Genomic DNA, 25504 nt, shown 5'->3' with positions numbered 1-25504 from the left:
GCGCGGCGAGCAGGAGCAACAGAGAAGGAGGCAGGAAGCAGGAAGCAGGAGGCAGTCAGGAAAAAGGCAGCAAGTGTTGAGCGATGACTCACGCTTGCTGCCTTTGAATGTTGGCAGCCGGTTTTACTGCTTCCTGCTTCCTGCCTCCTGCCTCCTTCCCATTACGGGTTCGCGGCGCGGCGCGGGCGCGGCGCATCGGCTTCCGAAGTGCGGCGCATGGCCGGGTCGTGGACGCGCGGGCGGCCTGACAGACGCCACTCGATGCGCTTGATGGCGAGGTGAGCGATCTCCGAGGTCTCGGCCCCCGAAGTCTGCGCGATAGGCTGCAACTCTCTGATGGTGTCGGCGTCGCCGATGCGGCCCAGAATATCGATGACCTGCTGGCGGACGATGCGGTTGCTCGAACGCACGTGCGGGTAGAGGTCGGCCGGATGGGCTTCCATCAGGTAAGCGCGCGCCTGGTCTTGCTGGTCGGTGTCGAGCTTGCGGATGATGTTCTGAATGTTCGGGCGACTGCCCATCTTGTAGAGCGCGAAATACTCGGCGAGCTTGACGTCGCCATTGCCTTCGGTCAAGACCAGCCGCGAGATTTGATCGAGATAACGCGCCTCGCCAATGCGCGCCAACCCTTCAAAGGCGTACTGGCGGCGGTCGCCATCTTTGTCCGTCATGTTCTCGACGAAGGTTTGCTCGGCGCGGTCGTCGCCGATCAACGACAGCGCCCACAGCGCCGCTTCGTCGCGCGGCGGCAGATAGCTGAGGCGGCCTTTCACCTTGTGCATGACTTTGGCCACCGTGCCTTTCTTCTCCGGCCCCAGCCCGTAAACCGACAGCAGCGGCTCGACCGCCGCCCGGTACTTGAGCAAGCCTGCGGCGACCATCGCCTGGGTGCGGACTTTGTGATTCGAGTCGCGGAAGTAGGGGATGAGGTAGCGGCCCGCCGCCGGGTCGCCGATCTTGATGAAGGCGCGAATCACGTCAATGCGCACGTCCTGGTCGGCGTTCAAGGCGTCGGCGAGTTGCGGGATGGCCGTCCCGCCGCGCAGCACGCCGAGGGCGCGAATGGCCGACACCCGCACGTCGCGCACGCCGTCGCCGCGTGCCGTGTCGCCGAGCGCTTGAATGATCTCGGGCTGGACGAAGATGTACGGCTCGACGATGGCATGGTCGCTGGTGTCGAGAAACGGGTTGAACCAGTTCCAGCCGTCGCGGCGGTTGGTGATGAAATCGATGTCATGCTCGGTGTAGAGCATGACCAGCGCTTTGACGGCGGCGTCGCGCACAGGGTCGCTGGGGTCTTTCAACGCGCCGAGCATGTCTGGAAGCGCCGTAAAGTCTTTGAGCTTGCCGAGGGCGTTGACCGCTTCAAGGCGGACCTCGCGGTCATCGTCTTTGCGGGCGCTGACGGCGAGCGCTTCGACGGCGAGCTGGTTGCGCTCGCGGCGCTCGCCGAGCTTGCGCGCGGCGTCGCGGCGCGTCGAGACGTTCGGACTTTTCAAATAAGCGAGCAAGGTTTCAAGCGATTCGTCGCTGGCATGGATGGCGGTGGCGAACAGGATAAGAGCCACAGCGGCGCACAAGGTTCGCGCGAAAGTCGTATGCATAACGAAACACCTCTGGAGCGAGACTGTTGGCCGTTTGGATTGAGGCCGAGGGGCTTGCTTTGCGGGAACCTGTCCTTCCGATGAGCTATTGTCTGCCCGCCGCCGCGTCTAAGTCAAGCGCCGACCGGCAGCCCTCAGGGCCTATTCATTCTCGAATAACCATCGGATATAAACCGCCAAGACGCCAAGATCGCCAAGAAAAGCTCGGCGTTCTCTTGGCGTCCTTGGCGTCTTGGCGGTTCAAGTCCAGAGAATAAATAGACCCTGCGGCAGCCCTACGCACGGGGCGCGGCGGCGACGAAGGGTTCGGGCCATTTAATAGATGGCTCTTCATGCGAGCCAGATCATTCACGGCGTCACCTTCAACAAACCAGCGGCGTTCTCCCAAAGAATTCGCCGCTTGTCTTCCGCCGTCAGATAGTCCGCTCGCTTAATGGCCTGCACCGCCGGCGTGATCATCTGCGGCCATACCATCTGGTCCGAGCCGAACAGTATCCGGTCGCTGCCGACCGTCTCGACCGCTTCCTTCAGCATCCGATTAAACACGCTCGGGCCAAGAATCCAATTGACCACCGCCGTGTCGAGATAGACATTGGGGTAAGCATAGAGCATATAGAGGGCGTGATCAGCGAACGGCCAGCCCATGTGCATGATGACGACCTTGAGCTTCGGGAAGCGAATCACCACATCTTGAAGGAGCAAAGGGTCGCCCAGCTCGACTCTAAACTTCGGCGAGACCAACTGCTGTGGCTCCGGGCCGTCTAAGCCCGTGTGAAAGAATACCGGGATGCCTTTCCGTTCGCAGACTTCATAGTAAGGAAATAGCATCGGATCATTCAGCGCCAGCCCGTCATAGGCGAGCCCCAGTTCGCCCATCGCCCGCCATTTGCCCTGGTCAATTTCACGCTCGAACTGCATGGCCGCGGCCCGGTGATCCTTCGTGTCGGGCGACGTGTCGGGCGTGAACGAAGGGAGGAACCGACCGGGGTGAGCTTTCGCCCAGCTCTGCACCAGATCATTCTCGCCGCTGAGCACGCCCAGTCGCACATTGTTGCTGTCCATGTAGGCAATCGTTCGCTTCAACAGCGCCGCCGGATCGGTCACCATGCGGTTGGCGGTCTTGCGGTGCGCGCCGAAGCTGGCCGAGTCGGCTTTCTTATAGGGTTCCGGGCTTGTTGCATGCAGGTGAACGTCGAGCGCCTTATCGTCGAGGGGCTTGATTCTTTTAGTCGGCGTCTGCCCGGCAGAAGTCGAACACGCGATCAGAAAGACGGCCACTAGCGCGCCATATTTCATCGTCTAGCCTTTCATCTATGGTTTTACGGCAAACAGGTTTTATGCCGGATCGGTTATCACGTCAACCTGCAATCGTGTAAGACAGTCGAGCAACGAACAGCCACCGTTGGGCTAGAGCTTCGGCAACGCTTGCCGGTTTTTGAACATGTCGCGCCAGAGGTCGCCTTTCTTTGCCAGCCGCCGCGGCACCGTCTTGATCGTGAAATCGCCGATCTCGAAGCCGCGCGCGATCTCTTGCCAGGTGATGGGCGTTGAAACGCTGGCTCCCGCTTTGGCGCGCACCGTGTAAACCGCCGCCGCCGCTTTGCCGCGCGCGTTCTGCTGCCAGTCTACGTAAACCTGATCTTTCTTGCGCTCGGCAATCCGGCGCTCGACCGTGGCGATCCGCGGCACGCGCTCGGCGACGCGCTCGGAGACCTGCTCGGCAAAGCGCGCCACCACTTCGTAATCATAGCGCCTGACTAGCGGCACATAGATGTGAATGCCTGCCGAGCCCGAAGTCTTTGGATAGCCGGTGAGCTTCAGCGCTTTCAACACGTCGCGCAAAATCAGCGCCACCTGACGGACGTTCGCGAACGGCGAGCCGTGCGGGTCGAGGTCGAAGACCACATAATCCGGGTGATCCAGATCGCCGACGCGCGAATGCCACGGGTGCTGCTCGATAGTGCCCATGTTGACCAGATAGATGAGCGCCGCCAGATCGCTATACACCGCATAATTGATCGCCCGTCCGGCTTCGCTCTGCAACTCAATCGTCTTTAACAGGTCGGGCGCGTCTTCGACGTTGTGCTGAAAAAACATCGGCGCGCGAATGCCGTTCGGGTAGCGTTTGAGGATCGTCGGGCGGTCTTTCAGGTAAGGCAGCATGGTCTTGCCGACGGCTAGGTAGTAAGCCAGCAGGTCGCCTTTCGTATAGCCCTCGTCCGGCCAGTAGACGCGGTCGAGGCTGGTGACTTCGACCGTAGTGCGCCCGATGCGCAGCCGCCGGTCGCCGGCAGGTTCAGGTTCTTGAAGAAAGCTCGTCGTCGAGATAACTTGATCGTCGTGCGGTCGGGTCGGGTTGGCGCGGCGCGGCATCCGGTGTCCGCCTTTCGCTTCAGGATTTCGGCGCGTAATAGCCACGGCGGGCGCGCACGTTGAGCGCTTTGCCGCGCGCCGTGACCGTCAAGCGTCGCCAGCGTCCATCGTGTTTCTTGTTCGTCGGGTAGAAGCTCAGGGTGTATTGATTACGCAGCTCGTCAACGATGTTGGTAAAAGCCGATTCGAGGTCGTTGCCCTGCGGCGTGTGGACGTAGCGCCCGCCGGTCTGCGCCGCGAACTCTTTCAGCTCGCCGCGCCCGTGCCGCAGCATCAGCGCTTCCTGCGTGCTGCCCATCAGCGTGTTGTCGTCAATCAGATCGATGGTGTAGACGACGATGCCCGCGGCCAGCGCCCGCTTCATGGCCGACTCGAAGGTCGCCTTCGAGCTTAGATTATCCCAGCCGTCCGAGATCAGCAGGATGGCGCGGCGTTTTTCCGAGCGCGCCGCGAGCGCCGCCACCGCTTCGTCCATGCAGTCGTAGAGGCGCGTACGGTCTTCGGCTTTCGTATCCCATATGGCGTCGGCGATGTCGCGCAAGTTGGTGAAGTCCTGAACCTGCCGCACCTTGTTGTTGAAGCCGTAGACCGCCACTTGATCGTCGTCGCGGATGTGATCGATGAACGCCGCCGCGGCGCCGCGCACCTGGCCGAACTTGTATTCCATGCTGCCGCTCATATCGATCAGGATGGCGGCGGCAAACGGCGACTCTTCGGCGGAAAACGAATTGATCGTCTGCGCCGCGTCGTCTTCAAAGAGCGCGAAATCTTTAGCCCTGAGGCCGTGCGCGTACTGGCCGGCGGCGTCGGTCACCGTGACGTTGACGACGACGAGGTCGGCGCGCAGCGTCACCACGTCATCCTGTTCGGCTTCGGGCGGCGCGGCGGCGGGCTTATCCGGTTGAGTCGCGCGGGTCTTCTTCTCTTGCGGCGGCGCGGCGGCGCTAAAGCCTGGCAGCGCCAGCAGCACGACGAGCATCAGCAATGCGGCGCAGCTTGCCGGTCGCCCGCGCCGGGCGTCTGATGATTTCGGCTGGTCGCAGCGCTTGCTCAACATCAGTCTGCTTTCAAGGTACGGCGGATATGCTGGGCGAGATGAATGATATCGTTGGCGTTGCCGATTACCGTGGCCGAGACGACAAAGCGCGTCTGCTCTTTGACGCATTTCTGCACCTTGTCGGCGGCAGCGCTCATCTGTTCGACCGCGTCGTTGAGCGGCTTGTGCTGAAGGTCTTCGGCGTGGTCATCCACTTCGCCGCCGCCGGCCTGCGTCAGAATGCGCTTGGCGAGCTTTTCAATCGTGCCGACTTTCTTCAGATCGTCGCCGGCCAGTTTGCCTGTGTCACGGAAGGCGCGCGCCACTTCGATTGAAAGCGACGACAGCTTATCGGCGTCGTCGAGCGCTTTCTTGTACTCGGCGTCGGCGCGCGCAATCTCCATGCGGACGCGCATGTCGTCGGGCAGGTGCGATTGTTCTTGATCGCGGGGGGTTGGCATACGGGCGGGCGGTGGTGTCGGGACCGCCGCCGGAGCTTGCGCTGCCGCTGAGGTCGCAGCCAGCAGCACAAAGGCGAGCAGCATAAAAGCAGTCTTTGCCATATGGACTCTCGGCGCGCTCTAGTGTCGGGCTATTTTAATTATTATCACAGCCGCGGCGGCGGCTTCAAACGCCGCGCGATAGGCAAGCGCGCGCCGCCTCCGAGCCCAGCGAGCCCCGTATGGCATCAGGCCAGCCGTGTCCGGCGCATCACACTAGCTTCTGAAGACGCGAGCGAGGTAGATTTCTGTAAGCAGCATCACAAAAAACGGCAGCACGAAAACCACCGCTGCGGCCAGCGCCTGCGCCGCGTCCTGGCTATTAATCAGCGGCAGCAGCGTGACGTGCAGCGCCATCGCCACAAGCGCCAGCATGCTCATCAGCATCCCTGCAAAACGGTTCGCCGACTGCCAGGCAACGTCGTTGGCCATCGAGCGCGGCGAGCCATAGCCGAGCAGCCAGTTGCGCCGCAGGCGCGGCGAAAACCAGTACATGGTTGCGCCACAGAGGATCAGCAACAGATCGCTGACAACTAAAAGGTCTTCATAGATCGTCATAAAGCAGTCCACCCAACGGATTTTTTACACGTTCTTTTTCTCGAAAAGAGGGGCGTGATTTCCCTAGCACCTCCATTTAATCCGACCGGCGCCGCATGCGTCAAGATAAGAGGAATTGCAATTTTCTTATTTTTGCGCGGCCCGCGGGCGCGTTGACTTCCGAGGCGAAGCTTTTTATAACCTCATAGACCGCTGATTGAAGGAGAGTGACGATGAAAATCGGAATGTCGTTGCCGCAACTGGGGCAGCAGGCGTCGGCTGAAAGCCTGATCGCCGTCGCCCGCCGCGCCGAAGAACTGGGTTATGATTCGCTGTGGGTGTTGGAGCGCTTGCTCTGGCCGCTCAACCCGCAGGAGCCTTACCCCGCCGCGCCCGACGGCAAGCTGCCCGAAGCTTACCAGACCGTTCTCGACCCCATCGAAACCCTGACTTTCGTCGCCGCCCACACCTCGACCATCGAGCTGGGCACGAGCGTGCTGGTGCTCGGCTATCACACGCCGATCCAACTGGCGCGGCGGCTGGCGACGCTCGATCTGCTGTCGAAGGGCCGCGCCCTGGTCGGCTTCGGCGTCGGCTGGTCGCGTGACGAATTTCAAGCCGCCGGCACGCCGTTCGAGCGGCGCGGGGCGCGCGCTGACGAATTCCTCGAAGCTCTGCTGGCGCTCTGGACAAAAGACCCGGTGGCGTTCGACGGCAACTACTATCACATTCCCGAATCCAAGGTCGGCCCGAAGCCTGTGCAGAAACCGCACCCGCCGATCTACATCGCCGGCTTCGGCCCGTACACCTTCGAGCGCGCCGTCAAATATGGCCAGGGGTGGAACCCTTCGGGCATGCCGTCATTCGAATGGCTCGAAGGCATGATCAAGCAATTTCACGAGACCGCCGAGCGCGCCGGACGCGAGCCGATGGAAGTCGTCTTTCGCGCTTTCACGATGGTCTTCGAGCAGTCCGTCCCTGAGCGCCACCCGATGATGGGCACGCTCGCGGAGATCAAAGAAGACATCCAGCGGCTGCGCGACATCGGCGTCACGCACTTGATTCATTCGCCAACGGCCATCGGCTTCGATCCATCGGCGACGACGGACGACGCCCTCGCCCTGATCGAGCGGTTGCTCGAAATCTCTCGTTAAGCGACGGCTGATATGCGCAGCGTCAGCGTGATTATCCCGACCTGGAATGGCCGCGGGCTGCTCGCGGAGTTCCTGCCCTCCGTCCTGGCCGCCATCAACGGGTACCGCGACCGGCACGGTGCCAAGGCTGAATTGCTGGTCGTGGATGACGCCAGCACAGATGACACGCGTGATTGGCTTGCGGCGAATTATGGCGGCCAATCTTCGCTGCGCGTTGTGGCACTGACAGAGAATCTCGGCTTCCTGCGCGCTGTCAACCGCGGCTTTTCCGAAGCGCGCCATGACGTCGTCTTCCTGCTCAACAACGACGTGCGCGTCGAGGCCGACGCCATCGCCCCGCTGGTCAGCCACTTCGATGACGGGCGCGTCTTTGCCGTGTGTAGCAAAGCTTACCGTCTGGGCACGGGCTTTCTGGACGGCGCCGGCAAGCTCGGCTTATTCGAGCGCGGTTTCTGGCGCGTCTTTCTCAACTACGACATTCTGCCGACGCGGCTGCCGCAAGTCGCGTCGCCCTTCTATTCTTTTTTTGCGAGCGGCGGCTATGTCGCTTATGATGCGGCCAAGCTCGCGGCGCTCGGCGGCTTCTGCGGATTGCTGGCGCCCAATTACTGGGAAGACGTTGAAATCTGTTATCGCGCCTGGAAGCGCGGCTGGACGGTCGCGTACGAGCCGGCAAGCGTCGTCCATCACGTCAGCAGCGCGACCCTCGGCGACGCGCGGCAGCGCCACGTCCGGTTGATTAGCGAGCGCAATCGCTTGCTGATGACCTGGATCAACCTGCACGATCCGGCGTGGTTTGCCGCGCATCTGGCGTGGCTCGGGCTGAAGCTGCTGGGCGCGGCTCTCAGTCTCGACAGCATCTACTGGCAAGCGTTCTGGCAAGCTCTCGGAGAGCGGCGCGCTGTCCGAGAGCTACGCCGGCAAGAAAGAGCGGCGGCGGCGCGCACAGACCGCGAGCTTGCGGCCATCTTCACGGCGCTGGCCGCAAGCGAATGGGTTGCGGTCATGCGCAACGTCAAAGATTACGATCAGTATTTGCAACTGCGGCGCGCATTGGAAAACGGCTCGACCTGAGCAATCATGGCCTTGGTGATCGATCAGCAGCTTGGCAAATTCATCCGTGGCCATCGCGTCGCGCGGCTGGCGACGGTGGACGGAGATGGCCGCCCGGCGGTCATTCCCATCTGCTACGTCTTCGATGATCATCATTTCTACTCGCCGCTTGACGAAAAGCCGAAGCAGGTCGCGCCGCGCCAGTTGAAGCGCGTCCGCAACATCGAAAGCAACCCGCACGTCGCCCTGGTCATTGACGATTATGCGGACGACTGGAGTAAGCTTGCATATGTGCTGGTCACCGGGCTTGCAGCGATCATGCAGCCGGGGAGTGACGAGCACGCCCGCGCCGTCCGCATGCTGCGCGACAAGTATCCGCAGTATCGCGCCATGGCGATTGACGAGCGCCCGATGATCAAGATCAGCCCGGCGCGCATGAAGCACTGGAAGTCAGAACAAGGAGCGAGAGAAGAGGAAAGACAATGACGAAACGAATCCGGTTCGGGGTACAGACAGCGCCGCAGCATGTCACCTACGAGGCGCTGCGCGAAGCGTGGCGATTGATTGACAGCGCCGGCTATGACACGGCCTGGCTCTTCGATCACTTCTTTCCGATCTTGAGCGACCCGTCGGGGCCATGCTACGAAGGCTGGACGATGCTTGCGGCGCTGGCCGGCGAGACTTCGCTCGCGCAGATCGGCATCCTGGTCACCGGCAACACCTATCGCCACCCGGCGGTGCTTGCCAAGATGGGCGCGACCGTAGATCACACGAGCGGCGGGCGGTTGATTATGGGCATCGGCGCCGGCTGGTTCGAGATGGAGCATGCGGCTTACGGCATCCCTTTCTACACGACCGCCGAGCGCATTCGCCGCGTTGACGAAGCCTGCGAGGTCATTAAGCGATTGTGGAGCGAACGGCAGGCGACGTTTGCCGGCAAGTATTATCAACTGGTCGAAGCGTACTGCGAGCCGAAGCCTTTGCAGCAGCCGCGCCCGCCGCTGATGATCGGCGGCTCGGGCGAACAGTTGATGCTGCGAGTCATCGCCAAGCACGCAGACATCTGGAACACCTTCGGCTCGCCGGAACTCTTTCGTCATAAGCTCGGCGTGCTGCAAGAGCATTGCGCGGCCACGGGGCGCAACCTTGATGAGATCGAAGTGTCATGGGCCGGCATGACCTTCATCACCGATTCCGAAGAAGAGAAGCAGACGATGATCGCGCGCGGCGCGGCGATGTTCGGCGCGCCGATTGAAGCCATCGCGCCGGGCCTGCTGATCGGCTCGCCGGCGGAGGTGCGTGACCGCATCCATCAATTCGTCGAAGTCGGCGTCACGCATTTCATCCTCATCCCGCACACGCCGGCGGATCACGCGACGATACGCCGCTTTGCCGAAGAAGTCATGCCGGCATTCCGCAGTTGAGTCGCGGGTTGCTCATGCAAGTGCTTTCTCAAACGTTGACCATGCCGTTTACCGAAGCGCTGGCCGCGGCGCGCGAAGGCGAGATCACGCGAGATCGGGCCAGCGTGTTGCTCCGCGCCGGTGACGGCGAAGCGTACGATTCGTTGCTTGCGGCGGCGGCGCAGATGCGCGATGAGATCAAAGGCCGCCGCGTCACCTACTCGAAGAAAGTCTTCATCCCGCTGACCAACCTCTGCCGCGATTACTGCGGCTACTGCACGTTTCGCAAAGACCCGCATCAACCGGGAGCGCACACCATGACACCCGATGAAGTGATCGCCGTGGCAGAAGCCGGCGCGCGGCTCGGATGCAAAGAGGCGCTCTTCAGTCTCGGCGACCGTCCCGAAGCCCTCTTCCCGGAGATGCGCGAGACATTGGCGCGGCTCGGCCATCGCACGACGCTCGGTTATCTGGCCGCGATGTGCGAGCGCGTGCTAACAGAAACCGGCCTCTTACCGCATGCCAACCCCGGCTTGATGGGGCGGAAGGATTTAGAGCGCCTGCGCGAGTTCAATGCCAGCATGGGGTTGATGCTCGAAACCACCAGCGCGCGCTTGACCGGCGCGGGCTTCGCGCACGACCGCGCGCCCGACAAGCGACCGGCGCTGCGATTGAAGACGATTGCCGAAGCCGGGCGGCTGCGCATCCCGTTCACCACAGGCATTCTCATCGGCATCGGCGAAACCCTCGACGAGCGCATCGATGCGCTCTTCGCGATTCGGGAATTACAAGACCGCTACGGCCACATACAGGAAGTCATCGTGCAGAACTTTCGCGCCAAGCCGGACATCCCCATGCGCTTGCATAAGGAGCCGAGCGCCGATGATCACGCCCGCACGCTCGCCGTGGCGCGCTTGATCTTGCGCGACATGAACGTGCAGGCGCCGCCCAACCTGTCGGACGAAAAGTATCCTTCGTTACTGAAGGCCGGCTTGAACGACTGGGGCGGCATTTCGCCGCTGACCATCGATTTCATCAATCCCGAAAAGCCGTGGCCGCACATCGCCGAGCTTGCATCACGCACCGCGCAGAGCGGCTACGAGCTGACCGAGCGCCTGAGCGTCTACCCCGAATACATTGATCGTGACGAATATCTGGATGCGCGCCTCGCGCCGCGCGTCCGCGCTCTGGCCGACGCCGAAGGCTATGCCCGGGCAAGCACGAGCCGCTGAAGCCCGCCTTCTGATTAAAAGTTGCTGACGCTGGACGGACTCAAGGCCGCTGGTTTACTTTAAGGGAACGATGACCCAGGACGATTATTCGGCGCGCTCCCAACCTCGCCTCGACCACAAACAGCCTGCCGCACCGGCCCGTGGTTACGACATCTGGAAAATCATTGCCGCCTCTGCCGTCGGCACCATGATCGAGTGGTATGACTTTTACATATTCGGCAGCCTGGCGACGATCATCTCGCCGCTCTTCTACCCCTCGGGCAATGAAACGCTGGCGCTGATCGCTTATCTCTCGACCTTCGCCGTCGGCTTCGTCGTGCGCCCGTTCGGGGCGCTGTTCTTCGGGCGCATTGGCGACCTCGTCGGGCGCAAGTACGCCTTCCTGATCACGCTCTTGATGATGGGAGGCGCGACGGCGCTCATCGGCTTTCTGCCGACCTACTCGCGGATAGGGATTGCCGCGCCCATCGCGCTGCTGCTGATTCGCATCCTCCAGGGCCTGGCGCTCGGCGGCGAGTATGGCGGGGCTGCGGTTTATGTTGCCGAGCACGTCCCTGATTCAAGGCGCGGCTTTTACACCAGCTTCATCCAGATCACCGCGACGTTCGGCCTGTTCATTTCGCTCGCGGTCATCCTGCTGGTGCAAAATCTAATGAGCCGTGAAGCGTTCGGCGCGTGGGGCTGGCGCATCCCATTTTTGCTCTCCATCTTCCTGGTCGCCATCTCGCTCTACATCCGCCTGCGCATGAAAGAGTCGCCGATCTTCCAGCACATCAAAGGCGCGGGGATGACTTCGGCGAAGCCGCTCAAGGAAGCGTTCACGCAGTGGGCAAACATGAAGCGCGTGCTGATCTCGCTGTTCGGGGCGACGGCGGGTCAGGGCGTCGTCTGGTACACCGGCCAGTTTTACGCGCTGTTTTATCTACAAACGATTCTGAGAGTCAACGCCACGTCCGCTAATTACGTTGTCGCGGCGGCGCTGTTGCTGGGGATGCCTTTCTTCGTTGTCTGCGGCGCGCTGTCCGACCGCATCGGGCGCAAGAAGATCATGATGCTGGGGTGCTTGCTTGCGGCGGTGTCTTACTACCCGATCTACAAAGCGATGCAGGCTGCCGCCGGCTCGAACGTCGTGACCGCCGCCTCGCAGAAGAACCCGGTCACCGGAGCCCTGACGCTCGTGCCGCAAACCCTGGCCGATGGCGCGCTGCAACCGGCCAGAGAAGTTCTCGTCTATACAGGCTTCTCTAATTTCATCGCCGACCCGGTAGCGTGGAAGCTGATCCTGCTGGTCTTCGTCCAGGTGCTATTCGTGACGATGGTCTATGGGCCAATCGCCGCCTACCTGGTCGAAGCCTTCCCGGCGCGGATCAGGTACACGGCGCTGTCGCTGCCTTATCACATCGGCAATGGCGTCTTCGGCGGGCTGCTGCCGCTCATCGGGTTATCGGTGATCGCAGGGAGCGGGAACATCTATGCGGGGCTATACTACCCGATAGTGGTTGCGGCCACGACCTTCGTCGTCGGGTCGCTGCTGCTGAAAGAAACGAATCATGTGCTGATCTGGGACGAGCTGGAGACGGACGGGCAGTTAATCAGCGATATAGACGGGCCGGCCTGAGCGGGTCGGCAAACCGCTTTCCGGGAGTAAGCAGGATCAGTGAAAGAGCCGCGAACAGATTTTCTTGCACTCGCCACAGAACTCGCGACGGTGGGCCGCTCGTTTTACGGGCGCGGCTGGGCGCTGGGAACGAGCGGCAACTTCAGCGCCGTCTCTAGCTGCGCGCCGCTGCGATTGGCCATCACGTCGAGCGGCGTTGACAAAGGCGAGCTTACCGCCGAGCACATCCTTGAAATCGATGCGGCGGCACAGGTCGTCGCCGGCACGGGTCGGCCTTCGGCTGAAACCTTGCTGCATCTGAGCGTCGTCCGTCTGCGCGGCGCCGGCGCGGTGTTGCACACGCATTCGGTCTGGAGCAATATCCTCTCTGGCGCGAGCCGCGACGGCATTGCCATTGAAGGCCACGAGATGTTGAAGGGGCTCGACGGCGTGACGACGCACGAACACCGCGAGTGGCTGCCGGTGATTGATAACTCGCAAGATATGGCGCGGCTGGCGCAGGCGGTCGAAGCCTCGTTGCAAGCGCACCCGCGGGCGCACGGTTTCTTGTTGCGGCGGCACGGCCTCTACACCTGGGGCCGCGACCTCGCGGAAGCGAAGCGCCACGTCGAGATTTTCGAATACCTGCTTGAAGTGACGGGCAGAAGCCATCGCCCGCATGGCGAATGACAAGAGGACGACTATGGCCATCGTGAACATCCCTGACGAAAACCGCACGCTGCGCGACAGCGATGAGATCATTGCTTATCTGGCGACGCTCGGCATCACCTATGAGCGATGGGACACCTCGCGCGCCGTGGCAGCAGACGCGCCGGCTGAAGCGATTCTGGAGGCGTATGCGGCGGAGATCGAAGCCTTGAAGGCGCGCGGCGGCTATGTGACCGCCGACGTCATTGACGTCAGCCCGCGGACGCCCGGGCTCGAAATCATGCTGGCGAAGTTCAAGAGCGAGCACTGGCACGATGAAGACGAAGTGCGCTTCATCATCGCCGGGCGCGGCCTGTTTCATATCAACCCCGGCGCGGGGCCTGTGGCGGTCATCGAAGTCGAAGCCGGCGATTTGATCTCGGTGCCGCGCGGCACGCATCACTGGTTCAATCTCTGCTCGGACCAGCGGATTCGCGCCATCCGCTTGTTTCAAGACCCGGCGGGCTGGGCACCGCATTACACCGAAAGCGGCAAAGACGCCGGCTATCAGCCGCTCTGCCTGGGGCCGGCTTACATCCCCGCGAACCTGTAGCGCAAGTAACCGGGCGACGCCTCGCCCTACGGATTGTTGTGAGCACGCCACTTCCCGATCATCCGCCGCGCGTCATCCTGCTCGACATCGAGGGCACGACGACGCCGATTGATTTCGTCTATGAGGTGCTATTCCCTTACGCCCGCCTTCGCCTGAATGCCTTTTTGAGCGCCCACTCTACAGACAGCGATGTGCAAATCGACATCGCGCAATTGATCGCCGAGCAGGCCCGCGACATCGCGCAAGGATTGTCGCCGCCGCCGATTCAAGCGGACAGCGATGAGGCGCGACTCGCGTCGGTTGCGGCTTACGCCGAGTGGCTGATGGATCAGGACAGAAAGGTGACGCCGCTCAAATCCTTGCAGGGGCGCATCTGGGAGGCGGGCTACCGTGCGGGCGAATTGCGCTCGCAACTCTTCGCCGACGTGCCGCGCGCTTTCGTCCGCTGGCACGACGCGGGGCGCGACATCTGCATCTATTCGTCGGGCAGCGTGCTGGCGCAAAAGTTACTTTTCTCACATACCGAAGCCGGCGACCTGACGCGCTTCATCCGCGATTACTTCGACACCCGCGTCGGCGCGAAGCGCGACGCAGAGAGCTACCGCCGCATCGCCGCCGCGCTCGATTGTCAGCCGGCAGAGATGTTATTCATCTCGGACGTGGTTGCCGAGCTCGACGCGGCGGGCGCGGCGGGCTTTGACACGCGGCTCTGCGTCCGACCGGGCAATCCGCCGCAACCGCCCTCGTCACACGCCGCCAGTTCCTCGCTCGACGAGGTGATGCCGTAGAGAATGGCTATCCAAAGTGGCGCGTGATAGATTTCAACTTGTTGGGCGCGCAGCCGGGGCGGGAGAGTTATGAAAGAACTGTCAGCGGGACTCAAAGAGCTTTGCGAAACCGGCGAGTTGATGCGGCTGGCTTACACGGACGCGCGCGGTTACCCGCGTGTCGTGCCGGTGTGGTACGTGCTGATGAACGGCGCGTATTATGTCGGCACCTACACGACCAGCGCCAAGAGCCGGGCGATTAAACGCGAGCCGCGCATCGGCTGGGTGATTGACGGCGGCGACAAGCCGAAGTATCGCGGCGTCTCTTTTTATGGCCAGGCGCTCGAAGTCAACGACCCGCAGGAGCGCGAAGCGGTCTATCGCGCCCTCGGCGATAAGTACTTTGGCACGACCGATGATCCCGCCTTCCTCGAAATCTATGGCCAGGTGGGTGACGAGCAGACGAGCTATCTGCGGCTGACGCCCGAAGACGGCACTTCGTGGGAGTATTGAATGTTACAGATTGAAAAAGCGCCCTCGAACGCGGCGCTGAACGCGATCCACTGGGACACGCCGGGCCGGCTCGACGCCTTGCTCGCGCAGATTGACCGCCCGGTTGCCGCGACGCTCGACCGCGCGCTCGGCGGGCGCGAGCTGGATTTTGATGACGGCATGCGGCTGGCGCAGACGAGCGGTCACGAATTAGAAGCCCTCGTGCTTGCCGCCGATCACATTCGCCGCAATCGCGTCGGCGACGTGATCACCTATGTCGTCAACCGCAACATCAACTTCACCAACATCTGTTTCGTCGGCTGCCGCTTCTGCGCCTTCAGCCGCGCGCCGCGCCAGTCGGACGCTTACTTTCATTCATTCGACGAGATTCAGCGCCGCGCCCGTGAAGCCTGGGAGATGGGCGCGCGCGAAGTCTGCGTGCAGGGCGGTTTGCCACGCGACCTGGAGCCGTTTTATTACCGCGACCTGCTGCGCGCCATCAAAGCGGCGACGCCAGGGATGCACGTCCATGCCTTCTCGCCGATGGAAGTCGTCTATGGCGTCGAGCTGACAGGGATGCCGCTCAAGGATTATCTGGCGATGCTCAAAGACGCCGGCCTCGGCACGCTGCCCGGCACGGCAGCAGAGATTTTAGACGACGACGTGCGCCACCAGATCGAGCGCATCAAGTTGAAGGTCAGCCAGTGGCTCGACGTCATCCGAACCGCGCACCGGCTCGGCATCCGCACGACTTCGACGATGATGTACGGCCACACGGAATCCGTAGAACACTGGGTGCGTCACCTGATGTTGCTGCGCGACGTGCAGAAAGAGACGGGCGGCTTCACAGAATTCGTGCCGCTCGGCTTCGTGCATGAGTTCACGCAATTGTACCGCTCCGGCGACGCGCGCCCCGGCCCGACCGTCGAGGAGCATCTGAAAGTCCACGCGCTCTCGCGGCTGATGCTGCAAGGCTGGATCGATAACATTCAAGTGTCATGGGTGAAGATGTCGCGCGAGATCACGCAAGCCTGCCTGCGCGCCGGCGCTAACGATTATGGCGGCACGCTGATGAACGAGAACATCTCGCGCGAAGCCGGCTCGACTTCAGGCGAGTACCTTTCTCCCGAAGAATTCCAGAGGCGCATTCGCGAGCTTGGCCGCACGCCCGCCGAACGCACGACGCTTTACGAGATCGTGCGGACATACGCCGATTGAGCCTGGAATAAATCTTTTCTCCGATTCGATATACTTGAAGCAGGCGCGCTCGCTGATGGCAGCAGCGCGCCCCTCAATGCGTATGAAAAGAATTGCTGTGATGCTTGTACTCTCGTTGCTCGCCGCCACGCTCGGCGGGCCGGCGCTTGCTTCGGCAGGCGCGACCGTTCAGGAAGGACAAAAGGCCATGCCCGAATACGAAGGCAAAGTGAACGCGCCCGATTTCCCCGAAGGCTTGCAGTGGTTGAACACCGACCGCCCCATCTCGATCCGCGAGCTGCGCGGCAAGATCGTGCTGCTCGACTTCTGGACTTACTGCTGCATCAACTGCATGCACATCATTCCGAATTTGAAGAAGCTGGAAAAGAAATACCCCGACGAGCTGGTCGTCATCGGCGTGCATTCGGCGAAGTTCACCACAGAAAAAGAGACCGACAACATTCGCCAGGCCATCCTGCGTTACGAGATCGAGCATCCGGTCATCAACGATAAAGACCACCGCGTCTGGAGCGAGTTTGCGGTGCGCGCATGGCCGACGCTGATGCTGATAGACCCCGCGGGCAAAGTCGTTGGCCGGCTCGAAGGCGAAGGCGGCTTCGAGGCGCTCGACCGCTACATCAGCGGCATGATCGCGACCTTCGACGCCAAGAAACAGATTGATCGCCGGCCATTGAAACTGGCGCTCGAACGCCACCGCACGCCCACCGGCTTGCTTGCCTTCCCCGGCAAAGTGCTGGCCGACGAAAAGACACAGCAGTTATTCGTCAGCGACTCGAATCACAACCGCGTCGTCGTCGTCTCGCTCGCCGACAACTCTGTGAAAGAGATCATCGGCGCGGGCGACATCGGCTTTAGTGACGGCGACTACAATTCGGCGACCTTCAACCACCCGCAGGGCATGGCTTTCGACGCGGCAGCCAACGTCCTTTACGTCGCCGACACCGAAAATCATGCGCTCCGCGCCGTTGATTTAAGCAAGCGCGCGGTGACGACCATTGCCGGCACCGGCGAGCAGTCGCGCGAGTATGTCACCTTTGGCGGCCAGGGACGACAGGTGGCGTTGAACTCGCCGTGGGATTTGACGCTGCACGATGGCTTGCTCTACATCGCCATGGCCGGGCCGCATCAGCTCTGGCGCATGAACCCGAAGACCGGCGGCATCACCCCTTACGCCGGCACAGGCCGCGAAGGCCGCATGGACGGGCCGCTCGACAAAGCGGCGCTGGCGCAGCCCTCAGGGATTACCTCCGACGGCAAGAAACTTTACTTTGCCGATAGCGAAGTCAGCTCGGTGCGCGCCGCCGACCTCGACCCGTCGGGCAACGTGACGACCATAGTGGGTGAAGACCTGTTCGAGTTCGGCGACCGCGATGGCCACGGCGATGAGGTGCGATTGCAGCATCCTTTAGGCGTGACTTATCACGACGGCTGGCTCTATGTCGCAGACACCTACAACAACAAGGTCAAGCGCGTCTCGCCCGACAAGCGCACCGCCGAGACCTTTGCAGGCACCGGCGAGAGCGGGCTTGAAGACGGCTCGCGCGCCAGGTTTGACGAGCCGGCTGGCCTGGCGGTCGCGGGCGGCAAGCTCTACGTCGCCGACACCAACAATCACGCCATCCGCGTCGTTGATTTGAAGACGCGCCGCACGGAGACTCTGCAATTGAAAGGGCTTGAAAAGTTGATGCCGACGGCGCGCTCGAAAACCTTTGCCGGCGACGCCGTTGAGCTGGCGGCGCAGACCATCGAGCCGGGCGAGGCGACCTTGACGATCAACCTCGACTTGCCCGCCGGCTACAAGCTGAACGCGCAGGCACCAACCGTAGTAAAGATTACTTCGCAGGGCCAGCCGCTGTTTGCCGAAGGCGAGAAGACGTTGCGCAATCCGCAGTTCCCCGTCAGCCTGTCCGTAAAGCTCGGCGCAGGCGACGCGACCGTGAAGGCCGACATCGTGATCTATTACTGCGAAGCGAAGAAGGAAAGCCTCTGCTTTTTCAAAGAGGCGATGGTCAGTCTGCCTGTGCGCGTCAAAGCGGGCGTGGGCAATCGCCAGCTCACGGCCAGCTACTCGCTGAAGGTGACGAACTGACGCGGCCGGGCAAGCTATTTGTCATCAGCCGGGCGCTGCCAGAAGGCGCCGTCGTCGTACTCGACGCGAAGAATGCGCACCGTGCTGAGGTTGAAGCTGGTGACAAAACTGACGGTGTAGTGGCGGACTTCGCGGGTCAGCATCTTCTTTTCTGTCGGCCTGATCTTCAAGTCGGCGCTGCGAAAGCGCAGGTGATCCCCATACCCGGCGACCGCTTCGGGCGATTGGTATTCCCACTCGATGGCGCTGATGGTCTTCGTCCCGTTATTGCCCACTTCAATGGTGAAGCTGGAACTGTGCTTTCCGTCGGAACCGATGGACGACGCCTTATAGACGAAGACGTCCGGCGCGTTACGCGCTTTGAGCGCTTCGTCGGTGTTGTTCTGCGCCCGCTGCGCGGTGGCCGTGAGCGCAAGCAAGGTCAGGGTGATGAGCGCGCCGAGGCTTTTCATTGCGTTGACTCCTTGCCCCATTCTGAGCTGGCGCCACATGCCATTTATAAATGATTTTCTGCCGCGCCGCCACAGCCTGTGACCAGCGAGTCTCAGGGCTGCGCGTCAGATTACCGAATAGCGGTTGACTCGTATTTCGCCGCAATGGCGAGAGCCCGCGGGCGTGTGCTACCATCAACCTTCGATGTCGAAGGCACCAGAAAATCACACTGCCGGGCGGCTCAAACATAAGCTGCTGCGGGCCACGGGTCGAGCCATCCAAGATTTCAACATGATCGAAGACGGCGACCGCGTCATGGTCTGCCTGAGCGGCGGCAAGGACAGCTATACGCTGCTTGAGCTGTTGCGCGACCTGCAACAGCGCGCCCCTGTGCGCTTCGAGCTGCTGGCCGTGCATCTCGATCAAGGGCAGCCCGGTTATGAAGCGCATGCGCGGGTGCTGCCGGATTACCTTGAGCGGCTCGGCGTGCCGCACCGAATCATTAACAAGGACACTTACTCGGTGGTCAAGCGACTGGTGCCCGAAGGCAAGACCTACTGCTCGGTCTGCTCGCGTCTGCGGCGCGGCATTCTTTATAACGCCGCGGTCGAAGAGGGGTGTAACAAGGTCGCCCTCGGCCACCATGCCGACGACATCACGACGACCTTTCTGCTCAACTTCTTCTTCGCCGGCTCGGGCAAAGCCATGCCGCCGGTGCTGCGCTCGGACGACGGGCGCAACGTCGTCATCCGCCCGCTGGCTTACTGCTGGGAACGCGACATCGCGGCCTTCGCTGAAGCCATGCAGTTCCCTATCATCCCTTGCACGCTGTGCGGCTCGCAGCCGAACTTGCAGCGCGCACAGATCAAGCGGCTCATCGGTGAGCTTGAAAAGACCATCCCGAACATTCGCAACTCGATGCTCGCGGCGCTCGGCAACGTCGTGCCATCGCACCTGCTGGATCATCGCCGCTTCGATTTCAAGCGCCTCGCGCCGGCCACCGGCGACGTCGAAGCCGAGCTGGATGCCGCTCTCGGACACGCGGACGAATTCGACATGAGCCTGACGACGGAAGAAGCGGCGTCGGCGCTTGTGTCGCTGACCCTGAACCGCGCCAACTGACACTGTGCGCGCCGAAGCCCCATCGCTGCCTGCCACGCCGACCCGCCACGAAACCGGCTCTCAGGGCCACTTTGATCGCCGCACGGTCTTCACGGTGTTTGCCGCCATTGTCGCCGTCACCTTTTTGCTGCGCATCTTTTACGCGGGCTATCTTTACCAGGACGATGGGCTATGGTTCGCCGCCGCCGAAGAATTGCTGCGCGGCAAGGCGCTCTATCGCGACATCTATTTCGACAAGCCGCCCGGCATCGTGTTGCTCTATGCGGCGCTGTTCAAACTGTTCGGCGCGCACATTCTAACCATTCGTCTATTCACCATCGTTTATTCCATTGCCGTGTCGGCGATGCTCTATGTCTTCGGCAGGCGCTTTTACAGCGAGCGCATCGGCTTGACAGCGGCGGCGCTGTTCGCGGTCGTCTCGACGATCTTCACGACGGGGCATGTGCAGGGACTGAACACCGATTTTTTGATGACCCTGCCGTATGTGGCGGGCGCCTACTGGCTGCTGCGCTCGCGCGACGATGTCTTCGGGCGCAACGTCACGCGGCGGCAGAGCGCCGTCTTTGCCGTGGCGGGCGGCGCGGCGGTCGCCGTCGCCACACAGACTAACCCGAAGGGCGCTTTCGGCCTCGCCTTCTTTGCCCTCTTTCTCTTGCTCGCGCATTACTGGCAACGCCGCGTCGCCGCGTCCCGGCGTCCCCGCGTCTGGCTGTTCTCGCTTGTCGGTTTCGCAATCGGCACGCTGATGTTTGTCATCTATCTGGCAAGCAATCATGCGCTGAGTGATTACTGGCAGGATGTCTGGGTCTGGGGGGCGCGCTATGCGCGGTACTATCCGATGTCGCAAGTGATCGCCACGGCGCTCGCTCAGACCGGCTATTACTTTCTGATCAACAACACGCTGCTGGCCGCTCTGCTGTTTGTCGCGGTGACGACCTATAAGCGGCTCAGAAGTGCGGTGCAGAGCGACGCGGAAACCGCTACAGGAGCCAGTTTCGTGGCCGATGCGGCGGTCAGAGCCGACGCCGCGCTGCTCCTATGGTTCGCGGTCTCGTTCGCGGGGATGTCTGTGGGCGGGCGTTTCTTTGGCCATTATTTTCTTCAAGTGCTGCCGGCGCTGTGCCTGATCGGCGGGCGCGGCTTGACCGGCATTTTTGCCGCGCTTGCCGATCAGGGGGGCCCCTCGCCGGAGAGCCAGGCGGACGCTCTGCGCAGGGCGCGCAGGCGGCGATGGCGGCTGGCCTGCCTGGCATTGCTGGGGTTGGGCTTCGCTGTGACCTTTGTGAGATTTCATACACGCACGGCAGTGTTTGCCGTTGGCTGGCTGCGCGGCGCGCCAGGCGCAGAGGCGCATGACTGGTTTCACGGGCGCTTGAAAGATGAAGAGCGCCGGGTCGCGGCGGCAGTAAAAGGTCTTCAGCCGGAAGCCGCGGATGCGCTCGGCCTCGAAGCCTTGCGCCGCGGCGGCCCGCGCGAGCGCCCACCGGCAGGCCCTTCGGATTATCTCTTCGTCTGGGGCTATCGGCCTGAGATTTACTTCTGGTCGGGACTGCTGCCGGCGTCAAAGTACCTGAGCACGCAGCCGCTGACCGGCGTGCCCGCCGACATCCATTATTTCAGCCATGATTACCGAAAGGTGCTTGGCGAGCGCGACACGGCGGCGGCGCGGCGCGAGCTGGCCGAGGAGCTGGCGGCGGTCTATCCCGAATACATCATTGACGAGCTTGGCTTCTTTAACGACGACCTGGCGATGGCGCGCTATGCGGAGCTCGCCGATGTGCTGAGCCTTTACAAAAACGTCGGCGCCGTCGAACGCTTCATCATCTATCGCCGCCGGGATTTGATCCGGGCGACAAAGCAAGAAAAGCGTGAGTCGGGCGCTGGGGTGGCAGAGCCGCGGTGAGGCCGCCGCGTCATTCGGTCATCAGATCGGCAAGCCGTACGCGGTTGCCGAGCAGGCCGGCATGGCCCGCGCCCTTGATGATCTTCACTTTGGCGTTCGGCATTCGCGCCGCCATCGCTTGGGCTTCACGCACCGAGGGAATCAGCAGGTCTTTATCGCCGGCGATGAAAAGCGTCGGCGCTTGAATCTCCGCAAGGCGGTCTTCGAGGTTTAATTCGGCGATCAGTTGCAAGCGGCGCAGATAGCTCGGGCGCTTGACCGTGCGGATGGCTTTGAAGAAGCGGCGGCGGTCTTCGACCTCCACACCTTCGGCCCGCAGGCCCAGGGTATTGGCGAACAGTCGCGCCTGCGACGTCACCCAGAAAGGCATCACCGAGCCGAACATCACCGCCAGCTTGATCTTAAGTCGCGCATGAAACCGCGCGAACGAGTTGACGATCACTAATCGTTCGACCATCGCCGAATGGCGCAGCGCGAAGGTGAAGGCGACGCCGCCGCCGAACGATTCGGCGACGATGGTGGCGCGTCGCTCGCCGAGGTCGCTGATGATTGCCGCCACGTCGTCGGCCAGGTCTTCATAAGTGAACGGCGCATCGTCGCGCGAGCGGAAGGTCGCTACACGGTATGAGCGCGCCAGCGCCGGGGCTTGCTTGAAGAAAAGCTCGCCCGTGCCGTCCAAACCGGCGATGTAAACCAGCAGCGGGCCGCTGCCTTCGACGCGATAAGGCGGGACGCGTTTTTTGACATCGTCGGCGGGCATCGCGGCGCGCTCCTTCATCTCCTGACATTCAACGCCGCCGGCCTTCTGCGGCGGCGCGGCAACCGCCGTCGCCGCACCTGCGGGTTTGACGATGCCAGCCGCTGCGATGGCCACAGCCATCAGCAAGGGGGTCGAGAAGCCGCTGACTGTCGAGAAATTCATGGCGGCGCCTTCGGGTGTAGCGCAATCAGATAGATTGCGCAGTGACTCGCGCAATCTATCTGATTGCGCTACAGGGCAAACGCAATCGAAAACCGTTCTAGCCGCGGTCAATCTCTTCAACGATGCGCTCGGCGGCAGCGCGCGGCTCCGGGCTGTCGCTGATGGCGCGGCCAATGACGATGAAGTCGGCGCCATCGCGGATGGCGTCGGCGGGCGTGGCGATGCGCTTCTGGTCGCCTTTGGCCGACCACGCGGGGCGTATCCCTGGGGTCAGGACGATGAAGCCTTTGGCGGCGATGCGCTCGCGGATCAGGCGAATCTCGTGCGGCGAGGCGACGATGCCATCCAGCCCAGAGTCGCGGGCCAGCGTCGCCAGCCGCACCACTTCTTCGCGCAAATCCGAAGTGATGCCTACGTCGGCGAGGTCGCCTTTGTCCATGCTCGTCAGCACGGTGACGCCGAGCACCGCCGGGCGCGTGATCCACAGCAATCCGCGGTCGCCGACCGCATGCGCCGCGGCGCGCATCATCTCGCCGCCGCCGAGCGTGTGGACATTGAGGATCGTCACCCCCAGCCGCGCCGCGGCTTCCACCGCCCCGGCGACCGTGTTGGGGATGTCATGGTACTTCAAGTCGAGAAAGACGCGCTCGCCGGCGCGGACGATCTCGCGCACCAGCTCAGGCCCTTCAGCGGTAAAGAGCTGACTGCCGATCTTAAACATGCCGACCAGGCCGCTCACTTGCTCGACCAGTTCAAGAGCGCCGCGGCGGTCGGGCACGTCGAGCGCGACGACGAGCCGGTCTTTGGCGGTCGTTGGAGTGGTAAGGGTATTTATCATTCGAGACTCGTATTATCGGAACGCCGCGCCGGGCCAATCCCCATAGGCGCGGCTGCTTCGACTATAGTGGAGCGGCGCGGCGCGTTCAAGCAGCGGCAGGCACAAGCAAACGCACGGCGCGCGTGGCGTCGTGCGAGTATGGATAGCGGGTTTTGCGTTAAGCGCGGGCGGCGCGTTAGGCGCCCTTGGCCTGGCGCGGGACGGCGCTCGACGGCGGCACTTCTTCGAGCTTGCGGCTGCCGCTCTCCTGGCCCATCTTGATGGCGCCGTTGAAGAGAGCGCCTTCTTCGATCAACAGCACAGGCGTAATCAAGTCGCCATGCACGCGGCCCGACTTGTGGATCTCGACTTTGGTCTTGGCGATCAGGTTGCCGTGCAGCGCGCCTTGAATGATGCAGGTGCCGACATCGACCTGAGCTTCGAGGCGGCCCGATTCGCCAATGACCAGTGTGCCACTGTCGGAAGCGATCTTGCCATCTACTTTACCGTCAACCCGAAGCTGATCTGAAAAGAAAATGTCGCCCGACACTTCGATACCGCGACCAATCAGCCCCATGTCTGAACCGCCACTTTCGGACTTCACGAGATTCCCCTTCAATATTCCCATAACTTTCCCCAACCTAAGATGTCCCATCCCCGATGGCGCCAAGAAAACAGACGCTCGAAGCGCTTCGTTGGCCTCCGAGTCATATTTGTCGCATTGATGAAGTGGGGCAGCCGTGGTTATACGCTGGCGGTGCGGGGAAAGTCAAGCAGAAGCGGAAAGGGGAAACGCGGACGCGGGGCCGCGGCGACGCGGTGAAGGGGAGACGCGGCGAAAGAGAGATGATCCGTTCTTCTCGCCGCGTCGCCTCGGTCCCCGCGTCGCCGCGTCGCCCTTCTTCAGGTTAGGTTAGCTGACCTGTACAGCGATCTGCTTCGGCTTGGCCTCTTCGCGCTTCGGCAGCGTCAGCCGCAAGACGCCGTCCTTGAACTGCGCGTTGATGGCTTCCGCGTTGACGTTGGGCGGCAAGGTGAACGAGCGGTAGAACTGGCCATAGCTGCGCTCGATGCGATGATAGCCGTCGCGCTTGTCTTCGTTTTCGATCTTGCGCTCGCCGCTGATGGTCAGCGTCTGATCGTTCAGGTTGACCTTGACGTCGTCGCGCGTCACTTCGGGCAACTCCAGCTTGATGAGGTACTCGTTGTCACCCTCGAAAATATCGACCGCCGGCGTCCAGGCGCTCAGCGCCACATCATCACCGGTCGTTCTGCCGGTATTGAAAAGCTGGTTGATGCTGCGCTGCAACTCCATCATCTCGCGCAGCGGGTCGAACGTCGAGAAATTCCGCGCGGCCCTCGCCTGGGCCATCTGAGTTCCAGTCTTCGCCATAATTCTAAACCTCCCTTTTAATCTCGATTGAGCCAATTCGGCGGCTGTCTGTACGATCTGCCGAATTCAACTCTCATTATCTTCTGATAAAGCTAATATAAAATATGAGCGACTGATTGTCAAATATTTTTTTTGATCATAGGCAAAGCCCTGTTCTTGCCCGGATTGAGCGGCTAGGGGTCGAAGGCTGTCAGATGGATACGCCTATTCCGACGACAAATTGATTCAGACTTGCCTTTATTGGTATAGTTTCTTTCCCCAGCCGTAAGCAGCGGCCAGTTGTGAGCCGGTCGCGCCCGACCGTCAACGGCGAGAGGTTCGCGGAGAGAGCCTGAAGCTCTTTGATGAAGTTTTCAAACATTCAGCCTCCGTAGTAGCCGCCGGTATTGCAGCCGGCAGAAAAGCCTTACGGAGCCTGTAAATGTTTCAATCAAGTATCTTGTTGCCGGCCCCTTAGCTCAATGGTCAGAGCAGCGGACTCATAATCCGTTGGTTGGAGGTTCGAATCCTCCAGGGGCCACTAATCTTTCCAAAATCTTTCCAACGATTTACGACCTCAGGCGCTCACCGCCACCTTCCACTGTGGCAAATTTGTGGCA

26 protein-coding genes and 1 tRNA gene are annotated in these 25504 nt (G+C 61.9%); 15 read left to right on the top strand and 12 right to left on the bottom strand.

The genetic code is table 11. The annotated features are described in order from the left end of the window. Positions 1-161: 161 nt before the first annotated feature. The 6 genes from VJ464_23510 to VJ464_23485 all read right to left on the bottom strand — a co-directional run bounded on the left by VJ464_23510 (position 162) and on the right by VJ464_23485 (position 6071). The gene (locus tag VJ464_23510; protein HKQ08113.1) at positions 162-1604 is read right to left on the bottom strand and encodes a HEAT repeat domain-containing protein; all 1443 of its coding nucleotides are present in this window, start codon (positions 1602-1604) and stop codon (positions 162-164) included. 348 nt (positions 1605-1952) lie between these two features. Further along, a complete protein-coding gene (locus VJ464_23505) occupies positions 1953-2900 on the bottom strand; it encodes an amidohydrolase family protein (GenBank protein ID HKQ08112.1) in 948 nt (315 codons plus the stop codon). A gap of 111 nt (positions 2901-3011) precedes the next feature. Beyond that, positions 3012-3977 (bottom strand): non-homologous end-joining DNA ligase, encoded by a 966-nt coding sequence (gene ligD / locus VJ464_23500; GenBank protein HKQ08111.1) that lies wholly within the window; start codon positions 3975-3977, stop codon positions 3012-3014. Between the two features lie 19 nt (positions 3978-3996). Beyond that, positions 3997-5034: a VWA domain-containing protein gene (locus VJ464_23495; GenBank protein HKQ08110.1), complete on the bottom strand. Its 1038-nt coding sequence runs from the start codon at positions 5032-5034 to the stop codon at positions 3997-3999. Beyond that, complete coding sequence (locus VJ464_23490) at positions 5034-5576, bottom strand: hypothetical protein (GenBank protein ID HKQ08109.1); 543 nt, start codon at positions 5574-5576, stop codon at positions 5034-5036. Before VJ464_23490 ends, VJ464_23495 begins: the two co-directional genes overlap by 1 nt. A 153-nt stretch (positions 5577-5729) precedes the next feature. Further along, positions 5730-6071, bottom strand: coding sequence for an SdpI family protein (locus VJ464_23485; GenBank protein HKQ08108.1), 342 nt, complete (start codon positions 6069-6071; stop codon positions 5730-5732). Positions 6072-6283: 212 nt separating this feature from the next. Between VJ464_23485 and VJ464_23480 the strand changes: the two genes are divergently transcribed. From VJ464_23480 to VJ464_23425, 12 genes are all read left to right on the top strand, one after another. Further along, on the top strand, positions 6284-7204 hold the full coding sequence (locus VJ464_23480; GenBank protein ID HKQ08107.1) for an LLM class F420-dependent oxidoreductase: 921 nt from the start codon (positions 6284-6286) through the stop codon (positions 7202-7204). 12 nt (positions 7205-7216) lie between these two features. Continuing rightward, the gene (locus VJ464_23475; protein HKQ08106.1) at positions 7217-8278 is read left to right on the top strand and encodes a glycosyltransferase family 2 protein; all 1062 of its coding nucleotides are present in this window, start codon (positions 7217-7219) and stop codon (positions 8276-8278) included. Positions 8279-8284: 6 nt separating this feature from the next. Further along, positions 8285-8743 carry a TIGR03668 family PPOX class F420-dependent oxidoreductase gene (locus tag VJ464_23470; protein HKQ08105.1) on the top strand — a complete coding sequence of 153 codons (459 nt, stop codon included), beginning with the start codon at positions 8285-8287 and terminating at the stop codon, positions 8741-8743. Next, complete coding sequence (locus tag VJ464_23465) at positions 8740-9681, top strand: LLM class F420-dependent oxidoreductase (GenBank protein HKQ08104.1); 942 nt, start codon at positions 8740-8742, stop codon at positions 9679-9681. The genes VJ464_23470 and VJ464_23465 overlap by 4 nt, the downstream gene beginning before the upstream one ends. Positions 9682-9695: 14 nt before the next feature. After that, complete coding sequence (cofG, locus tag VJ464_23460) at positions 9696-10892, top strand: 7,8-didemethyl-8-hydroxy-5-deazariboflavin synthase CofG (protein ID HKQ08103.1); 1197 nt, start codon at positions 9696-9698, stop codon at positions 10890-10892. Positions 10893-10962: 70 nt separating this feature from the next. After that, positions 10963-12510, top strand: a complete 1548-nt coding sequence (locus tag VJ464_23455; protein ID HKQ08102.1) for an MFS transporter — start codon at positions 10963-10965, stop codon at positions 12508-12510. Positions 12511-12549: 39 nt separating this feature from the next. Then, positions 12550-13179 carry a methylthioribulose 1-phosphate dehydratase gene (gene mtnB / locus VJ464_23450; GenBank protein HKQ08101.1) on the top strand — a complete coding sequence of 210 codons (630 nt, stop codon included), beginning with the start codon at positions 12550-12552 and terminating at the stop codon, positions 13177-13179. Positions 13180-13192: 13 nt separating this feature from the next. Next, positions 13193-13750: a cupin domain-containing protein gene (locus VJ464_23445; protein ID HKQ08100.1), complete on the top strand. Its 558-nt coding sequence runs from the start codon at positions 13193-13195 to the stop codon at positions 13748-13750. Positions 13751-13788: 38 nt separating this feature from the next. Then, positions 13789-14538 (top strand): acireductone synthase, encoded by a 750-nt coding sequence (gene mtnC / locus VJ464_23440; protein HKQ08099.1) that lies wholly within the window; start codon positions 13789-13791, stop codon positions 14536-14538. A 69-nt stretch (positions 14539-14607) separates the two neighbouring features. Next, a complete protein-coding gene (locus VJ464_23435) occupies positions 14608-15030 on the top strand; it encodes a pyridoxamine 5'-phosphate oxidase family protein (GenBank protein ID HKQ08098.1) in 423 nt (140 codons plus the stop codon). Further along, complete coding sequence (gene cofH / locus VJ464_23430) at positions 15031-16227, top strand: 5-amino-6-(D-ribitylamino)uracil--L-tyrosine 4-hydroxyphenyl transferase CofH (protein ID HKQ08097.1); 1197 nt, start codon at positions 15031-15033, stop codon at positions 16225-16227. It begins immediately after the preceding gene. 100 nt (positions 16228-16327) lie between these two features. Further along, positions 16328-18316, top strand: a complete 1989-nt coding sequence (locus VJ464_23425) for a thioredoxin-like domain-containing protein (protein HKQ08096.1) — start codon at positions 16328-16330, stop codon at positions 18314-18316. A gap of 14 nt (positions 18317-18330) precedes the next feature. Here VJ464_23425 and VJ464_23420 read toward each other — a convergent pair whose 3' ends face one another. Beyond that, the gene (locus VJ464_23420; protein HKQ08095.1) at positions 18331-18768 is read right to left on the bottom strand and encodes a hypothetical protein; all 438 of its coding nucleotides are present in this window, start codon (positions 18766-18768) and stop codon (positions 18331-18333) included. Positions 18769-18952: 184 nt separating this feature from the next. Between VJ464_23420 and ttcA the strand changes: the two genes are divergently transcribed. Together ttcA and VJ464_23410 are read left to right on the top strand one after the other, a co-directional pair. Further along, positions 18953-19870, top strand: a complete 918-nt coding sequence (gene ttcA, locus VJ464_23415; protein HKQ08094.1) for a tRNA 2-thiocytidine(32) synthetase TtcA — start codon at positions 18953-18955, stop codon at positions 19868-19870. 4 nt (positions 19871-19874) lie between these two features. After that, entirely contained in the window at positions 19875-21773 is a 1899-nt protein-coding gene (locus VJ464_23410) for a glycosyltransferase family 39 protein (protein ID HKQ08093.1), read from the top strand. A 10-nt stretch (positions 21774-21783) separates the two neighbouring features. On the opposite strand, the gene VJ464_23405 is transcribed toward VJ464_23410, so the two are convergent. From VJ464_23405 to VJ464_23385, 5 genes are all read right to left on the bottom strand, one after another. Beyond that, positions 21784-22695, bottom strand: a complete 912-nt coding sequence (locus VJ464_23405) for an alpha/beta hydrolase (protein HKQ08092.1) — start codon at positions 22693-22695, stop codon at positions 21784-21786. A 97-nt stretch (positions 22696-22792) separates the two neighbouring features. Further along, positions 22793-23533 (bottom strand): orotidine-5'-phosphate decarboxylase, encoded by a 741-nt coding sequence (pyrF, locus tag VJ464_23400; protein ID HKQ08091.1) that lies wholly within the window; start codon positions 23531-23533, stop codon positions 22793-22795. 175 nt (positions 23534-23708) lie between these two features. Beyond that, entirely contained in the window at positions 23709-24140 is a 432-nt protein-coding gene (locus tag VJ464_23395) for a polymer-forming cytoskeletal protein (protein HKQ08090.1), read from the bottom strand. A gap of 285 nt (positions 24141-24425) precedes the next feature. After that, positions 24426-24905, bottom strand: coding sequence for an Hsp20/alpha crystallin family protein (locus tag VJ464_23390; GenBank protein ID HKQ08089.1), 480 nt, complete (start codon positions 24903-24905; stop codon positions 24426-24428). Between the two features lie 190 nt (positions 24906-25095). Continuing rightward, the gene (locus tag VJ464_23385; GenBank protein HKQ08088.1) at positions 25096-25266 is read right to left on the bottom strand and encodes a hypothetical protein; all 171 of its coding nucleotides are present in this window, start codon (positions 25264-25266) and stop codon (positions 25096-25098) included. Positions 25267-25352: 86 nt separating this feature from the next. Between VJ464_23385 and VJ464_23380 the strand changes: the two genes are divergently transcribed. After that, a tRNA-Ile gene (locus VJ464_23380) sits at positions 25353-25425 on the top strand. Positions 25426-25504: the final 79 nt, after the last annotated feature.

The sequence above is a fragment of the Blastocatellia bacterium genome (assembly GCA_035275065.1).
Lineage (GTDB): Bacteria > Acidobacteriota > Blastocatellia > UBA7656 > UBA7656 > DATENM01.
This window is presented reverse-complemented; position numbering and strand designations above follow the sequence as displayed.

What these genes read in the sequence shown, in the direction of transcription:
- VJ464_23510 (HKQ08113.1), bottom strand. Translation starts at nt 1,604, where the DNA reads ATGCATACGACTTTCGCGCGAACCTTGTGCGCCGCTGTGGCTCTTATC.
- VJ464_23505 (HKQ08112.1), bottom strand. Translation starts at nt 2,900, where the DNA reads ATGAAATATGGCGCGCTAGTGGCCGTCTTTCTGATCGCGTGTTCGACT.
- ligD (HKQ08111.1), bottom strand. Translation starts at nt 3,977, where the DNA reads ATGCCGCGCCGCGCCAACCCGACCCGACCGCACGACGATCAAGTTATC.
- VJ464_23495 (HKQ08110.1), bottom strand. Translation starts at nt 5,034, where the DNA reads ATGTTGAGCAAGCGCTGCGACCAGCCGAAATCATCAGACGCCCGGCGC.
- VJ464_23490 (HKQ08109.1), bottom strand. Translation starts at nt 5,576, where the DNA reads ATGGCAAAGACTGCTTTTATGCTGCTCGCCTTTGTGCTGCTGGCTGCG.
- VJ464_23485 (HKQ08108.1), bottom strand. Translation starts at nt 6,071, where the DNA reads ATGACGATCTATGAAGACCTTTTAGTTGTCAGCGATCTGTTGCTGATC.
- VJ464_23480 (HKQ08107.1), top strand. Translation starts at nt 6,284, where the DNA reads ATGAAAATCGGAATGTCGTTGCCGCAACTGGGGCAGCAGGCGTCGGCT.
- VJ464_23475 (HKQ08106.1), top strand. Translation starts at nt 7,217, where the DNA reads ATGCGCAGCGTCAGCGTGATTATCCCGACCTGGAATGGCCGCGGGCTG.
- VJ464_23470 (HKQ08105.1), top strand. Translation starts at nt 8,285, where the DNA reads ATGGCCTTGGTGATCGATCAGCAGCTTGGCAAATTCATCCGTGGCCAT.
- VJ464_23465 (HKQ08104.1), top strand. Translation starts at nt 8,740, where the DNA reads ATGACGAAACGAATCCGGTTCGGGGTACAGACAGCGCCGCAGCATGTC.
- cofG (HKQ08103.1), top strand. Translation starts at nt 9,696, where the DNA reads ATGCAAGTGCTTTCTCAAACGTTGACCATGCCGTTTACCGAAGCGCTG.
- VJ464_23455 (HKQ08102.1), top strand. Translation starts at nt 10,963, where the DNA reads ATGACCCAGGACGATTATTCGGCGCGCTCCCAACCTCGCCTCGACCAC.
- VJ464_23445 (HKQ08100.1), top strand. Translation starts at nt 13,193, where the DNA reads ATGGCCATCGTGAACATCCCTGACGAAAACCGCACGCTGCGCGACAGC.
- VJ464_23435 (HKQ08098.1), top strand. Translation starts at nt 14,608, where the DNA reads ATGAAAGAACTGTCAGCGGGACTCAAAGAGCTTTGCGAAACCGGCGAG.
- cofH (HKQ08097.1), top strand. Translation starts at nt 15,031, where the DNA reads ATGTTACAGATTGAAAAAGCGCCCTCGAACGCGGCGCTGAACGCGATC.
- VJ464_23425 (HKQ08096.1), top strand. Translation starts at nt 16,328, where the DNA reads ATGCTTGTACTCTCGTTGCTCGCCGCCACGCTCGGCGGGCCGGCGCTT.
- VJ464_23420 (HKQ08095.1), bottom strand. Translation starts at nt 18,768, where the DNA reads ATGAAAAGCCTCGGCGCGCTCATCACCCTGACCTTGCTTGCGCTCACG.
- ttcA (HKQ08094.1), top strand. Translation starts at nt 18,953, where the DNA reads ATGTCGAAGGCACCAGAAAATCACACTGCCGGGCGGCTCAAACATAAG.
- VJ464_23405 (HKQ08092.1), bottom strand. Translation starts at nt 22,695, where the DNA reads ATGAATTTCTCGACAGTCAGCGGCTTCTCGACCCCCTTGCTGATGGCT.
- pyrF (HKQ08091.1), bottom strand. Translation starts at nt 23,533, where the DNA reads ATGATAAATACCCTTACCACTCCAACGACCGCCAAAGACCGGCTCGTC.
- VJ464_23395 (HKQ08090.1), bottom strand. Translation starts at nt 24,140, where the DNA reads ATGGGAATATTGAAGGGGAATCTCGTGAAGTCCGAAAGTGGCGGTTCA.
- VJ464_23390 (HKQ08089.1), bottom strand. Translation starts at nt 24,905, where the DNA reads ATGGCGAAGACTGGAACTCAGATGGCCCAGGCGAGGGCCGCGCGGAAT.
- VJ464_23385 (HKQ08088.1), bottom strand. Translation starts at nt 25,266, where the DNA reads ATGTTTGAAAACTTCATCAAAGAGCTTCAGGCTCTCTCCGCGAACCTC.